Source organism: Pseudomonas sp. SJZ078 (assembly GCF_007828255.1).
Classification (GTDB): Bacteria; Pseudomonadota; Gammaproteobacteria; order Pseudomonadales; family Pseudomonadaceae; genus Aquipseudomonas.
The window spans coordinates 204,828-218,496 of sequence record NZ_VIUG01000001.1 but is presented as its reverse complement, the minus strand read 5'-3'; the positions used below and the strand labels follow the sequence as shown (position 1 = coordinate 218,496).

The window sequence follows — 13,669 nt, the reverse complement described above, 5'->3', positions numbered from 1 at the left end:
GTGCTGTTTCGAAATATGTGGCTAGCGGTCCCGCCGCCATCGCGAGCAGGCTCGCTCTCACAGGGGAGTGGGTGAACAAAAGCTACCCCGGACCCTGTGGGAGCGAGCCTGCTCGCGATGGCGATCTTCCAGGCAACTACCAGACCAACCCACTCAACCGCGGGCGCGGCGATGGTCAACGAAGAACGGCTTGCCCTTATCGATACGGTCCGAGGCCCTGGGCCCATTGGCCGCCTGGCCATCCGGCTCATCGACATACCAGTAGCAATACTGCGCCGCACGGGTGATGCCTACGTAGGCGAGGCGCAGGCTCTCATCCCTTTGCGCCGTGTCGTATGGCTCGGCGTCGCCGTCCTGGCCCAATCCGGCCATTTGATAGACCTGATTTTTGTAGGGTGAACGGGTCAGATGCTGGCAGTCGCCCAACAAGAACACAGCATCAGCCTGAAGCCCCTTGGCGCTGTGATAGGTCATCTGCCTCAGCCGTCTCGCTTCATAAGGCAATCTAGAATCCACATTAACTATTGGACTAATATGCTTTTCCATCAATGATTTATCACTGATTCTTCGATAAAGCATCAATATCGAATCCCCCTTGCGGTAATGCTCATCCAGCCGTCGGGCCAGGCCCTCATCGTCCCGATCCAGCACGTTGACCGGACTCAGCGACGAGGATTTGCCGCTGGCCTTGGCTTTTTTACCGGGTATGGCAGCCGCCGAACGGACAATATGCTCGGCCGCATCGATGATGTACTGATGACTGCGGTAGTTGTCCGTGAGCATCACCCGAGTCGTTGTCGGCGACGGAAATTGCTGGTTGAACGCCATGAAATAGCTCGGCGAACTGCCACGCCAGCCATAGATCGATTGCCAATCGTCGCCCACACACAACAAGGAAGAATGTTGGGCTGCGCGCCCCACATGCATGGCGGGACCTCGGCGGCGAACTTCTCGAAGGCTTGCGCGAAGCCAGGAGACGATCTGCGGAGAAACGTCCTGGAACTCGTCGATCATCAGGTGTGACATAGGCCTGAGCAGCGAATCGCCCAATAACTTGAAGTTTTCCGCAGAGTGCTCGCTGAACAGCGCAAACATGCGGTTGTAGGTCATGACAGGAGGCGACTGATCGAGCAGATGGTCTTCAAACGCCCGCCAATAGCGGCTCAACGCCTCGAAGAAATACCGATCGGGATCATCCTGCGCGAAGCACATCCGCCCCACGGCATCCGGGACATCCAGGCCCAGGTTCTCGATAAAACCGGCAGCGGCGACGAAACAATCCAGCAATGGCGCCGACCCCAGCTCTCCCTTGACCTTGTAATCAAAGCCGGGCCCCGCACTGGCGTCTCCAGCCAGTGAGCCAAGAAGACGCTTCGAAGACTCATAGTTTTCAAGCCATATCAAAGGCTTGCGACAGAAAGCTTGAAACAGGGTGCGCTTGACCGCCCATTCTGCGCGCAGACTCAACCGCGCGCCTGGGCGACTGAGCCGGGCATCTTCCCTGGAATCGAACCCCAGCATCACCCAGGCGTCCAGGGATGGAATGTAACCATGACAATGGAATTTCGAACCGTTGATCTCGAATGTCTGACGCTTGGGCTCGACACCCTTGATGGGCCACGCGCCGGCGCGAAACCACAAATCCTCGATGGCATCGCACAATTCTTCGTCGCGCTGGGCGGCCAATTCGGTCACAGCCACGCGCTTTTGCACATCAGGGTGGTCACGCTCCAGCTCCTTGAGCTGAAAAGCGTGTCGGGACAACGGCTTGATCAGTTCCCGGAAGCGCTCGTCGCGTTGATAGAGACGGTGATAACAGGCATTGAGCTGCTGGCGCTGAGCGTCGTTGATGCGCAAGTCGAAGGGGTTGCCTTCGGCATCATCATCACCCGCCCCGGTGCGATGGCTCAGGGTTTCGAAAGCCTGGAGCCTTTCGAATCCCGGCAGGCTGCGCACCATGGGCAAGATGCGCGAATGGAAGGTTCGCACCAGATCGCGCGCTTCCTTGAGGCTGACCGCTCGGCTCCACAAGGCAAACACCTCGACCAGCTTCTGGATGAAGTCCTTGCGTGACTCCCGGGTGAACGTCACCACAGTCATCGAGTCCAGCTCGAAGCCCAGGTAATGGGACAACAGCACAATGCGCAACACCAGGGTGGTGGACTTGCCTGCCCCCGCTCCCGCCACCACCGAGGTAGACGGTGTATCGCTGAAAATCATCTTCCACTGCGCGGCACTGGGCTGCGCATGGGCTGGCAGCAATCGGCCGACATCGGCCTTTACGCGCTTCTTGAGTTCTGGGGTCAGGGGCAGGCGCCAGTCATCGAGCAACAAGTCATCCACTTTGGGCGCCGGGTGTTCCGTACTGCGGAAGTCGCGGATCAACAAGACCTGACGTCCCTCTTCCAAGCCCTCGGCCTTACCCTCTCTAAACCCGTAGTCGAAACCGGCGGTATGGCCACTGCGAAAACCATCGGCCTGGCCATGCAGCCAGGAAGCCCGATGCTGGGCGCGCAGACGTGTCAGGCCATGGCCAAAGAAACGGGCAGCCAGGCGCTTGAGCAGCGGCATCTGCGCCAGGGGCAGCAATTCGGGAGGCAGATCGGGAGAGTGTTGCGGCACGCTTTGGGACTCCGCTGTTCAGAACCATGGCCTATGGTGTCTGTATTTACCGGAGAGCGCCACCCAAAAGCTTGTAAGTCATAGGGTTAGGCGATGAAGTGAAAGTGGTGTCGCATCGATATGACTGGTCCGAACCGCCGCTATCGCGAGCAGGCTCGCTCCCACATGGGATTGGGGCAGGCCGACCTCTATATGTATGCCGCAGAACTTGTGGGAGCGAGCCTGCTCGCAATGACGTCAGCACATCCACCATCGAGGTAACTGACCCAGCACGCTCACTCCCACACACGCATCAGTTGCCGCTGATAGCACCATCCACCAGCGTCTGCGCCTCGCTCACCAATTGCTTGAGGTGCTCGTCGCCAATGAAGCTTTCGGCGTAGATCTTGTAGATGTCCTCGGTACCCGATGGACGCGCCGCGAACCAGCCGTTCTCGGTCATTACCTTCAGGCCGCCGATGGCCTGGTCATTCCCTGGCGCGTGGCTGAGGATGCTTTGGATCGCCTCACCGGCCAACTGGGTAGACGCGACCTGATCCGGTGAGAGCTTGCTCAGCAGCGCCTTCTGCTGCGGAGTCGCCTTCGCATCGACGCGTATCGAGAACGGCTCACCCAATTCCTCCGTCAAGGCGCGGTAGGCCTGGCTTGGGTCGCGACCGTTGCGGGCGGTCATTTCAGCCGCCAGCAACGCCGGGATCAGGCCGTCCTTGTCGGTACTCCATACGCCGCCGTCCTTGCGCAGGAACGAAGCACCGGCGCTTTCCTCACCGCCAAAACCCAGGGAACCGTCGAACAACCCATCGGCGAACCACTTGAAGCCGACCGGCACTTCATAAAGACGACGCCCCAGGCGCTTGGCCACGCGGTCGATCAGCCCGCTGCTCACCACCGTCTTGCCGACACCGGCATCGGCGCGCCATTGCGGACGGTTCTGGAACAGATAATCGATGGACACCGCCAGGTAGTTGTTCGGTGCCAGCAAGCCGCCAGACGGTGTCACGATGCCGTGGCGGTCATGATCCGGGTCGCAGGCGAAAGCCACGTCGAAACGTTCCTTCAGGCCGATCAGCCCCTGCATGGCATGGCTGGAGGAAGGGTCCATGCGGATCTGCCCGTCCCAGTCGACCGTCATGAAGCGGAACGTCGAATCCACCTGGGTATTCACCACGTCCAGGTCGAGGCGGTAATGTTCGGCGATGGCCGGCCAGTAACGCACCCCTGCACCGCCCAGCGGATCGACGCCCAGACGCAACCCGGCGGCGCGGATGGCATCGAAATCGATGACATTGACCAGGTCCGCCACGTAGGTGTTGAGGTAGTCGTGACGGTGAGTGGTCTCGGCCTTCAGGGCCTGCTCGTAGCTGATGCGCTTGACGCCGGCCAGCTGGTTGGCCAACAGCTCGTTGGCCTTGGCTTCGATCCACTTGGTGATATGGGTGTCGGCCGGACCACCGTTGGTAGGGTTGTACTTATAGCCGCCACTTTGCGGCGGGTTATGGGACGGCGTGATGACGATACCATCCGCCAGGCCCGTGGTGCGTCCGCGGTTATAGCAGATGATCGCGTGGGAAACCGCCGGCGTCGGGGTGTACTCGTCACCTTCGGCGATCATCACGGTCACGCCATTGGCGGCCAGCACTTCCAACGCACTGGCCCCTGCCGGGGTGGAGAGCGCATGGGTGTCGATACCCACGAACAAAGGTCCATCGATTCCGTGGGCTTCACGGTACAGGCAGATAGCCTGACTGATAGCCAGTACGTGCCATTCGTTGAACCCAAGATCGAAGGAGCTGCCACGGTGGCCGGAGGTGCCGAAAGCCACACGCTGAGTCGCAACCGAGGCATCGGGCCGGCCGGTGTAATAGGCCGTCACCAGTCGCGGGATATCGATCAACAACTCTGCCGGTGCCGGCTTGCCCGCAAATGGACTGACTGTCATGCAAAACCTCTGGGTGGAGTGGCTTGGGAAATGGGATGCAGTTTACTGACAGTTCGACCGTGGCGCGATGGGTTCGATCCATTGCCCTCTTACGATTGCTCAAGCCTCAACGCATCAGCCAGCGCCCAGAGCGCCATGTCCAGGTCGGATGCACCGCTCAAGGCATGCGTCAGGCGCAGATGCTGGGTATACAGCCCCTGGATACTGAACAGTTCGCCAGGCGCGATGACGATGCGCTGGGCCAGCAAGCGCTGGAAGACCTGTCGCAGGTCCACCCGGCGTGACGATCGAATCCAGATCGTCGCGCCGCCCTGGGCTTCCACCCATTGCAGGCTTTCCCCGAGCCGCTCCCGCAGCAATTGCGTCGTCGAAGTCGCGCTTTCCCGCAGCAACCGCCGCAACACCAGCAGATGCTGGTCGATCCGACCGTTGCTGTACAAGCGGGCAATGGCCTTCTGTCGAATGGGCGACAGGCGAAACGCCCGTAGCAGGAAATGCCGCTGCAGCTGCAGGGTCAACTGACGCGATAGCACATAACCATAGGGCGCTTCCGGGCCGATGGTTTTCTCGAAAGTGGAATAGACGATCAGGCGGTCCGGGTCGAGCAGGTCGCGAAAAGGCACGACTCCAGCTTCGAATACCAGGTCCGTGTAGCTGTCGTTCTCCAGCACCCAGGTGCCGTGCGCCCCCAGCAGATCCGCCACGGCGCGGCGGTTGCCCTCGGGAATGAGCGTCCCTCTCGGCATGCTCAACACCGACGACAGCACCACCAGGCGCACGGATTCGTGTTGCAGAAGTTGCTCCAGTTGCTCGAGGCTGATGCCGCCGTCCGCCAGCAACGGTAGCTCGACCACCTTGACATCGGCCGCTTGCAGCAAGCGCAGGATCGTCCAGTCGCAAGGCGATTCGATCAATATCGTGGCTCCCCTGAGCGCCAGCACGGCGATCAGGATCTCCAGCACGCCACGCAGATCGGCACCGATGTACACGTCATCGGCCTTCCAGCAGCGCGCCGGTGAGGAGGTGTAACGGGCCGCCAGGGCCGCGCGCAGTTCCAGCTCGCCCCAGGGCTGCGAAGGCATCTGGGAAACCCGTGGATACTGGCGCAGCAGCTCGCGTTCGAGCAGCAACAGCGGGCTGTCCAGAGGCTGCATCGACGCCGGCTCATCCGCGCTGAGCACCAGCATTCCCGGACGCCGGGCATTGACGTAGAGCGTCTCGAGCAGGTCGTCACCACCGCCCAGGGCAACCACGCTGGGTACTGGCAGCGCGTAATAGCCGGACTTGGCAATCGAGTAGACCCGCCCTTCCTTTTCCAGCAGCGAATAGGCGTACTGAATAGTAGAAATCGACACGTTCAACCGGTCGGCCAGTTGCCGTAACGACGGTAGTCGAACCCGGGCCTCGCTACCCAACTCGCTGATCAGGGCCGTCAGGTAGCGATAGACAGCCTGATAGGCGAAATCCGTTTCCCGTGGGCCCTTCATGGCTTCAGCCCCGTTGCACAGGCCGCGACCGGCCGCAGCGGAACGGCCGGATACAGGGTGGGTGAAACCGTCAAACCGCCCCCCTCAATATCGGCTCGAGCCTTCGCGCAGGTTATTGCTACCGTGCCCGGACGCTTCTGCGTCGGTGCTGTCGACGGCCTGCTGCAAGTCGACTCCCGGGGTATTTTCGTATTCCGGCTGCGCAACGCTCGCCCCATAGAGCCTACCGAGCATATCGATCGACAGGCCGCTGACGTCGACCATCCATTGTGCCACCTGATCGGCGACAGCCGCACCCTGCATGGCCTTGTGCAGGTCCGGCATCGCCACCAGCATGCCGGGGTGGCAACAACGCAGGAAATGCTCCAGCCCCGCGCCCCTCTCGACAAAGGGCGCAAACAGCATGCACACCAGTTGCGCCTCGTTGAGCCCCAGGCTCGTTTGCGCCTCGGCGGCGGCCTGGGCACGGCGCTCCGCGATGGCCGAAGGCGGGCCGAACAGCTCACGGGCCCGCTCGCAAACGTGTTCCGGCAGTTGTTTGCGGTGCATGATCATGATGGCACGCTGCACATAGTCCCCGTAGCCCGCCTCGTAGCTGCGCCCTTGCAGGCAAGCCGCCTGCAGGCCATGCAAATGAGCCGACAGCAGCGGACTGAGGTATTCGTTTTCCGGCGCCGAGGCAATAAGGTCGTCGGTCCGTACGCGCAGGAACTCACTGAACAGCAACCAGTTCATTTCTTCGCAGCGATCGACGATCAGGTCATCGATGCCGATGTGCCCTACTCGCCGGCATGCCTGGAAATGCCCCTCGGGCTTCCATGTGCCGAGGCGTTGCGGCCCATAGAAGTGCCGATAGAGATCGTCACCCAGGGTATCGAGCTGCGCAAAGAGATTGTCGAAGGTGGTGGTCGTTTCGATACCCAGGCCGATCTTGCGGGTCGCACGCCGCAGGCCCGCCATGAACTGCCTCTGCTGGCGCGGCGTATCACTGCTGACCAGGGAATCCACTCCCGACTCCCAACGCGCCATGTGACGATAGAACTCCGCCATGGCCAGGTAGCCGTCATCGCCGACCTCCAAAGGGCTGTCGACCGAGCGAAGATGGCCCAGCACCAGCATGTCCATGCGGTTGGACTCATGCCCGGCCGCTGACAATGGCTGCCGGTGGTTGAACGGCACCACTTCGCGGTCATCCGCCATCAGCAGCTCCACCCGGGGGTCGTCGTAGACGAACAGCGCGCTGTAGCAACGATGGATGTTTTCCAGGGTCGCCTGGGTTGTCTCACTCAGTCGCGGCGTGGCGACGCGCAGGTCGAATGTCACGGGATTCCTGCCGGCGATGCTCAGTTGCGCGGCCCTCAGGGCCGTCAGCACGTAGAAACTGTCCCGACTCCCGTTCATGACCGTCAGTACGCGGTAATCACCGATCCGCTCAATGCCACCAGCGGCGACGATCAAACGCTGGATCAAAAGCTGCAACGCCGTACGCTCCGCGCGGGAATAAAAACCCAACAGCCGTTGCAGTATCTGTTGATACACGTGAATCATTGCCTGCTCATGAATTGCGCTCATAACCATTTACCTGAAAGTTCAAATATCAGTGTCGCGCTCACCCACGTGATCGCGCGACGTGTTCGGCTGGAATTCTTATTTCACTACTGCGAAGAGTATTAGCAATACGCTCGAGCTTTGCTCGTTGTAATTATTTGACACATGCACAGGGAATCGACCCACACCCCTTTCGTCGATGCCTGGAAGCCGCAAAATCATTGGGCTCTACGCATTCCACGATGCGTCCTAGGAGAATTCCGACAGCGTCCCACAGACAATGAGTACGCAAAATAAAGAACTTGCCGAACTTTAATTGACCGCTTGTCTCATACAGCCTTTCCGATAACCGATAGAAGATCCTGCCTCCATTAACGCCTGAAGCGTCTGGAACAGACATTGACGGATCAAGCTTTTCTGGAAACATGTATTGAGTCATGACTTCTTCCTTGAGCTGAAAACCAGCATTCAATTATCAGGACTTCAATAATGATTAGAAGATACAGATTGAGGGCAAAAACCAGTTCAGTTGCCGACAGGGTAAACGGAGTCGTCGTGAACGGACTGCCGGACACGCACATATGCTGAAGCAGGGGGAAAGAAAGGCCCGGTCAGACCGAGGGCAGCGCAAGAGCCAAGGACAATGACTCTTGCGCAAGACAGGCGTCAGGCGGGATCGACAACCTGAAGGGCAACGCGCTCACGGCAAGGACATTCGTCCATGTAACGGTGAGCCTCGACAAACTCATTGAACGGAAAGACCCGGGTCTTGAGTGGCAGCAAGACGCGGTCGGCAGTCAGTTGGTTGATATCACGCAGCGCCCGCTGCAGCGCCACCTGGTCCTGGATGATGCCCAACTCCGGCTTACCGGTGAAATTGCCGATGCAATGCACGAAGAACTGAATGTTCTTCTGGAACGCCGCACAGGCCGGGAACGGTGTCTGGTTCCCCCCTTGCAGGCCATACAGTACCAGGCTGCCTCGTGGAGCCAGGACATCGCCGAGCAGCGACATCTGTGGCCCGCCCAGGCCGTCGAACACCATGTCGACGCCACGATTGTCGGTGAGCTTGTTGATTTGCATCAGCAAGTCCTGCTCTTCCGTGACGATGACTTTCTCGGCCCCGAGGGACAACAGGTACTCGCGCTCGTCAGCGGTCTTGGTGGCCGCGATCACCCGTACACCCAGCGCCTTGCCGAGCTGTACGAAGGAAGGGCCGGCGCAATGGCTGGCATCGGTAACCAGGGCGAACTGCCCGGGCTTGACCCGTGCCAGGTCAACGTAGGCGAAATAAGCGACCAGCAGCGGCGTGTAGTGAACCGCGGCTTCGATAGGGCTCAAGACATCCGGGTAACGGGTCAGCGCGGTGCGCGGCAGCACAATGATCTCACCGTACACCGGATAATCGTTCGCGCTTTGCGCGGGGAAGCTGGCGACCTTGTCGCCCACGACCAGATCGTCGACACCGTCGCCGACCGCCGTCACCACACCGGCCATTTCATGGCCCAGGCCGGAAGGCAGACGGGCCTGGGACGGCGCCAGGTTCTGGCGCCACAGGGTGTCATGCCAACTGATGCCGATCGCTTCGACACGGACCTGCACTTCTCCTGGCGCAGGAAGAGCCGCCGGCTGCTCTTCGCATTTGAGCACCTCGGCACCACCAAACTTGTGAAAACGGATCGTGCGGGACATCGCAAACCTCGTCAAAGTAACCTCTAATGCCATGAACTCTATCCGGGCTTTGTAGCCAAGACCATCAGTGGCTATTAATAGTCGACATGCCTGTCATTGATTCCGCAGCAAGAAAATCAATCAGCCCAGTAGGGCAAATCCTACAAAAATTCATTTAGCCAGTGCAGAGTACCAGCCTTTCCCCGTAAGATTCATGCCGGTCATTGTTCGCATATGGCCGCTCACGTCAAGCTCGCCGAATCTGCCAGGACCCCAGATGAATCGCAATGACCTGCGTCGTGTCGACCTGAACCTGTTGATCGTATTCGAAACACTGATGCATGAACGCAGCGTGACCCGCGCCGCCGAGAAGCTGTTCCTCGGCCAGCCGGCCATCAGCGCCGCATTGTCGCGCCTGCGCAGCCTGTTCGATGACCCGCTGTTCGTGCGCACCGGTCGCAGCATGGAACCCTCGGCCCGGGCGATCGAAATCTTCGCCCTGCTCTCCCCGGCCCTGGATTCGATTTCCACGGCAGTCAGCCGCGCGGCGGAATTCGACCCGGCCACCAGCACCTCGGTGTTTCGCATCGGCCTGTCGGACGACGCCGAATTCGCCCTGCTGCCGATGCTGCTCAAGCGCCTGCGTGCCGAAGCCCCCGGCATCGTGCTGGTGGTTCGCCGGGTCAATTACATCCTGATGCCGAGCCTGCTGGCGTCCGGCGAAATCTCCATCGGTGTCAGCTACACCGACGACCTGCCGGCCAACGCCAAGCGCAAGGTCCTGCGCCGCAGCATGCCCAAGGTGCTACGGGCCGACACCGCACCGGGGCAACTGACCCTGGACGAATTCTGCGCTCGCCCCCACGCCCTGGTGTCCTTCGCCGGCGACCTGAGCGGTTTCATCGATGAAGAGCTGGAAAAACTCGGTCGCAAGCGCCATGTGGTACTGGCGGTGCCGCAGTTCAATGGCCTGAGCACCCTGCTGGCCGGCACCGACATCGTCGCCACCGTCCCCGACTACACCGCCGATGCACTGACCGCCGCCGGCGGCGTGCGCGCGGAAGATCCGCCGATCCCGGTGCGCAGCTTTGAATTGCACATGGCCTGGCGTGGGTCCCAGGACAATGACCCGGGGGAACGCTGGTTGCGGTCTCGGATTCAGATGTTTTTCGGCGACCCTGAGAGTCTTTAGACGTCGCCGGATAGGCTGTTTATCTGATCATTTTTGCCTTTTCATAGACCATCCTCACCCAGCCTGGATGAAATCTTGCGTTTGGTCGCTGCCGGATATGGCATTGGCCGCCTGCCCGAGCATATTGTCGCCGCTGATGTGCAAACCGATGAAATCTGGCGCCTGCCGCCCTGGGAGGGCGTCAGCGATGTGAACGTCTATTTGCTCTGGAATCGGGAACAAAGGATGACCCGCGCCGAGTCGGTCTTTCTGGAACGCTTCCAGCAGATGCTTATGACGACAGACGTGGCGGGAAGGTTTTAGCGCCTTGTTCAGCCCAGAACGTCCGATCTTCAATCCTTGCTCAATTTGGGTATGGCCATACGGCTACCCGCTTTGACTTCGCGCAGAGCCAGACTCGACTGAATAGACGCGATACCGACCTGGCGCCTCAGCACTTGCTCGATAAAGTCGCTATAGCTATCAAGATCCTCGGCCAACACTTGAAGTACGTAGTCGGCATCTCCGGTGATCTTGTGGCAGGCCAATACCTCTGGCAATTGCGCAATCACTGCCTCGAAGGCGTCCGGAGCGTGATCGGCATGGGTGGAAAAGCGAATGTGAACGAATGCCATGATATCCAGCCCGAGCATTCGCCGATCAAGGTTGGCTTGATAGCCCTTGATGACACCCGCCTCCTCCATTCGCTTGCGCCGCCGCCAGCACGGAGTAAGGCTCAACGACAGCCGCTCACTGAGTTCGGCATTGGAAATGTTCGCGTCCTCCTGCAACAACTCGAGAATGGCCAGATCGGTTTCATCGAGACTGATGCGTTTGGATATTTTTTTCTGCATGACATCACTCCTGAGTAAAAACACCCGAATAATCCACCAAATCACGAAAACAAAGCAAAGAAAGTGCAGCCCGGCCGGAACAGAATATTTGCACTGGCTCACATTAACGGATGCGCAGAATGTTTACAGTTTTCAGTGATTCCCACCGGTTGCACCACGGCACCGAATTGAAAGACGGCGTGCTCAAACCGTCTTTCGAACAGCCGAGTCGGGCCGACACGGTGCACAACCGCGTCAAACAGGTTGGCCTTGGTCAGATCATCGAACCGCGCGCTTTTGACCGCTCGTGTTACGTCAACGCGCACAGCGAGCGCTACGTCAGTTTTCTGGAAAATGCCTGGAGCGAATGGTGCGCAACCGGTCGCACTCACGACGCCTTGCCGCTGGTATGGCCGGTGCGCGATCTGGCCGGCGAAGAGGTGCCAACGTTCATCGACGGCAAGCTGGGCTTCTATGCCATGGACGCCGGCTCACCCATTACCGCGACGACCTGGCAAGCCGTGAAAACCAGCGCCGATATCGCCCTCACCGGCCTGGCCCTGCTCGATGAAGGCCACGACAGTACCTTCGCCCTGTGCCGCCCGCCTGGCCATCATGCCGCGCGCGAATACATGGGCGGTTATTGTTACCTCAACAACGCCGCCATTGCCGCGCAACAGGCCATCACCCAGGGCGCCAAACGTGTCGCGGTGCTGGACGTCGACTTCCATCACGGCAACGGCACGCAGAACATTTTTTATCAGCGCAGCGACGTCATGTTCGTGTCGCTGCACGGTGAACCGGCGGTGTCCTACCCGTATTTCTCGGGTTACAGCCACGAAATCGGCGCGGGTGTCGGCGAGGGTTACAACCTCAACTATCCCCTGCCGAAAAACACCACCTGGGAGGGCTACCGCAACGCCCTGCTCCACGCCTGCAAAAAACTCCAGCAGTTCTCGCCGCAAGTGCTGGTGATTTCCTTGGGAGTCGACACGTTCAAGGACGACCCCATCAGTCACTTCCTGCTGGAAAGTGATGACTTCATCGGCATCGGTGAACTGATCGCGAGCGTCGGCTGCCCGACGCTGTTCGTGATGGAGGGCGGCTACATGGTCGATGAAATCGGCATCAATGCCGTCAACGTACTGCACGGTTTCGAGAGCAAACGCAGCTGAGCCACCCCACGCTCTACAGCCTTTCAATGTCTGGATCGGAGAATAAGAACATGACGCTTTTTATAGATGTCGATGATGCTGCACGCCTGTTCACCCAAGTCGGTATCCGCCGCGCCATCTGCGAAATGGCGGGCTACATCGAAGCCGACTACCCACGCTGGGCGCAGTTTGATAAATCACCGCGCACGGCCAACCACTCAACAGACGGCGTGATCGAGTTGATGCCGACCGACGATGGCCAGCAGTACTCGTTCAAATACGTCAACGGCCACCCCAACAACGGCCAGCAGAATTTACTGACGGTCATGGCCTTCGGGCTTCTGGCGGATGTGCAGAGTGGCTATCCCACCCTGCTCAGCGAACTCACCCAGACCACCGCCGTGCGCACCGCAGCCACCTCCGCGTTGGTCGCGCAATCGCTGGTTCGCCCCGGTGCGACCTCGATGGCCCTGATCGGCAACGGTGCCTAAAGCGAATTCCAGGCGCTGGCCTTTCATGAAATGTTGGGCATCAACGAAATCCGCATTTTCGATATCGATCAAGAGGCGTCCCTCAAACTGAAACACAACCTCGCGGCGTTCCCGGACATCGAAGTGATTCTGGCCAGCTCGGTGAAGGACGCGGTCAAGGGCGCGGACATCGTCACCACAGTCACCGCCGACAAAGCCTACGCAACCATTCTGACGCCCGAGATGATCGAGCCCGGCATGCACATCAATGCGGTCGGTGGTGATTGCCCGGGTAAAACCGAACTGCACGCCGACATCCTGCGCAACGCCCGAGTCATCGTCGAGTTCGAGCCGCAGACCCGCATTGAAGGCGACATTCAGCAACTGGAAGCCGATTCTCCGGTGATCGAGTTTTTCCGGATTGTGCAGGGCGAAGTGGCCGGACGCGAAAACGATGTGCAGGTGACGGTGTTTGATTCGGTGGGCTTCGCCTTGGAAGACTTTTCTTCATTGCGCTATCTCAACGACCTGGCTCAGGCACAGCAAATCGGCCAGCGCGTCCATCTGGTCCCGACGCCGGCCAACATCAAAAACCTCTTCCAACTGCTCGATCCGCCACCGGCCAAAGCCTCGCGTCTACGCACCGTCAGTTGATCCGTAATGGCCGCCCTCGCCACTTGGCGAGGGGCCATTCACCCTCCAGGCATCGTTTTGATTAGCCGTTGCCTCTCTAACAAGAACGCTCGACACCTGCTTTCTGCCAAAACTCAAAAA

8 protein-coding genes and 2 pseudogenes are annotated in these 13,669 nt (G+C 59.7%); 4 read left to right on the top strand and 6 right to left on the bottom strand.

Translation table 11 applies throughout. From position 1 onward, the window contains the following. Positions 1 to 153: 153 nt before the first annotated feature. The 5 genes from FBY02_RS00900 to FBY02_RS00880 all read right to left on the bottom strand — a co-directional run bounded on the left by FBY02_RS00900 (position 154) and on the right by FBY02_RS00880 (position 9,288). Entirely contained in the window at positions 154 to 2,622 is a 2,469-nt protein-coding gene (locus FBY02_RS00900; protein WP_144922092.1) for a UvrD-helicase domain-containing protein, read from the bottom strand. Positions 2,623 to 2,914: 292 nt separating this feature from the next. Next, the gene (gene pgm, locus FBY02_RS00895) at positions 2,915 to 4,561 is read right to left on the bottom strand and encodes a phosphoglucomutase (alpha-D-glucose-1,6-bisphosphate-dependent) (RefSeq protein WP_144922089.1); all 1,647 of its coding nucleotides are present in this window, start codon (positions 4,559 to 4,561) and stop codon (positions 2,915 to 2,917) included. Between the two features lie 89 nt (positions 4,562 to 4,650). After that, entirely contained in the window at positions 4,651 to 6,048 is a 1,398-nt protein-coding gene (locus FBY02_RS00890; protein WP_144922086.1) for a PLP-dependent aminotransferase family protein, read from the bottom strand. A gap of 84 nt (positions 6,049 to 6,132) precedes the next feature. After that, the gene (locus FBY02_RS00885; protein WP_144922082.1) at positions 6,133 to 7,620 is read right to left on the bottom strand and encodes a hypothetical protein; all 1,488 of its coding nucleotides are present in this window, start codon (positions 7,618 to 7,620) and stop codon (positions 6,133 to 6,135) included. A 642-nt stretch (positions 7,621 to 8,262) separates the two neighbouring features. Continuing rightward, the gene (locus tag FBY02_RS00880; protein ID WP_144922077.1) at positions 8,263 to 9,288 is read right to left on the bottom strand and encodes a zinc-dependent alcohol dehydrogenase family protein; all 1,026 of its coding nucleotides are present in this window, start codon (positions 9,286 to 9,288) and stop codon (positions 8,263 to 8,265) included. A gap of 256 nt (positions 9,289 to 9,544) precedes the next feature. Between FBY02_RS00880 and FBY02_RS00875 the strand changes: the two genes are divergently transcribed. Together FBY02_RS00875 and FBY02_RS00870 are read left to right on the top strand one after the other, a co-directional pair. Further along, entirely contained in the window at positions 9,545 to 10,459 is a 915-nt protein-coding gene (locus tag FBY02_RS00875) for a LysR family transcriptional regulator (RefSeq protein WP_144922071.1), read from the top strand. A gap of 51 nt (positions 10,460 to 10,510) precedes the next feature. After that, a pseudogene (locus FBY02_RS00870) lies at positions 10,511 to 10,762 on the top strand (LysR substrate-binding domain-containing protein); the annotation flags it as partial. 29 nt (positions 10,763 to 10,791) lie between these two features. Here the strand turns inward: FBY02_RS00870 and FBY02_RS00865 are convergent. Beyond that, positions 10,792 to 11,292, bottom strand: coding sequence for an Lrp/AsnC family transcriptional regulator (locus tag FBY02_RS00865; protein WP_144922066.1), 501 nt, complete (start codon positions 11,290 to 11,292; stop codon positions 10,792 to 10,794). A gap of 119 nt (positions 11,293 to 11,411) precedes the next feature. Between FBY02_RS00865 and FBY02_RS00860 the strand changes: the two genes are divergently transcribed. Both FBY02_RS00860 and FBY02_RS00855 read left to right on the top strand, forming a co-directional pair. Further along, positions 11,412 to 12,446 (top strand): histone deacetylase family protein, encoded by a 1,035-nt coding sequence (locus FBY02_RS00860; protein ID WP_144922061.1) that lies wholly within the window; start codon positions 11,412 to 11,414, stop codon positions 12,444 to 12,446. Between the two features lie 50 nt (positions 12,447 to 12,496). Further along, positions 12,497 to 13,549, top strand: a pseudogene (locus tag FBY02_RS00855) (ornithine cyclodeaminase). Positions 13,550 to 13,669 lie beyond the last annotated feature (120 nt).

Excerpts from the sequence above, each read along its gene's own strand:
- pgm (WP_144922089.1), bottom strand. The coding sequence starts at position 4,561 with ATGACAGTCAGTCCATTTGCGGGCAAGCCGGCACCGGCAGAGTTGTTG.
- FBY02_RS00890 (WP_144922086.1), bottom strand. The coding sequence starts at position 6,048 with ATGAAGGGCCCACGGGAAACGGATTTCGCCTATCAGGCTGTCTATCGC.
- FBY02_RS00885 (WP_144922082.1), bottom strand. The coding sequence starts at position 7,620 with ATGAGCGCAATTCATGAGCAGGCAATGATTCACGTGTATCAACAGATA.
- FBY02_RS00880 (WP_144922077.1), bottom strand. The coding sequence starts at position 9,288 with ATGTCCCGCACGATCCGTTTTCACAAGTTTGGTGGTGCCGAGGTGCTC.
- FBY02_RS00875 (WP_144922071.1), top strand. The coding sequence starts at position 9,545 with ATGAATCGCAATGACCTGCGTCGTGTCGACCTGAACCTGTTGATCGTA.
- FBY02_RS00865 (WP_144922066.1), bottom strand. The coding sequence starts at position 11,292 with ATGCAGAAAAAAATATCCAAACGCATCAGTCTCGATGAAACCGATCTG.
- FBY02_RS00860 (WP_144922061.1), top strand. The coding sequence starts at position 11,412 with ATGTTTACAGTTTTCAGTGATTCCCACCGGTTGCACCACGGCACCGAA.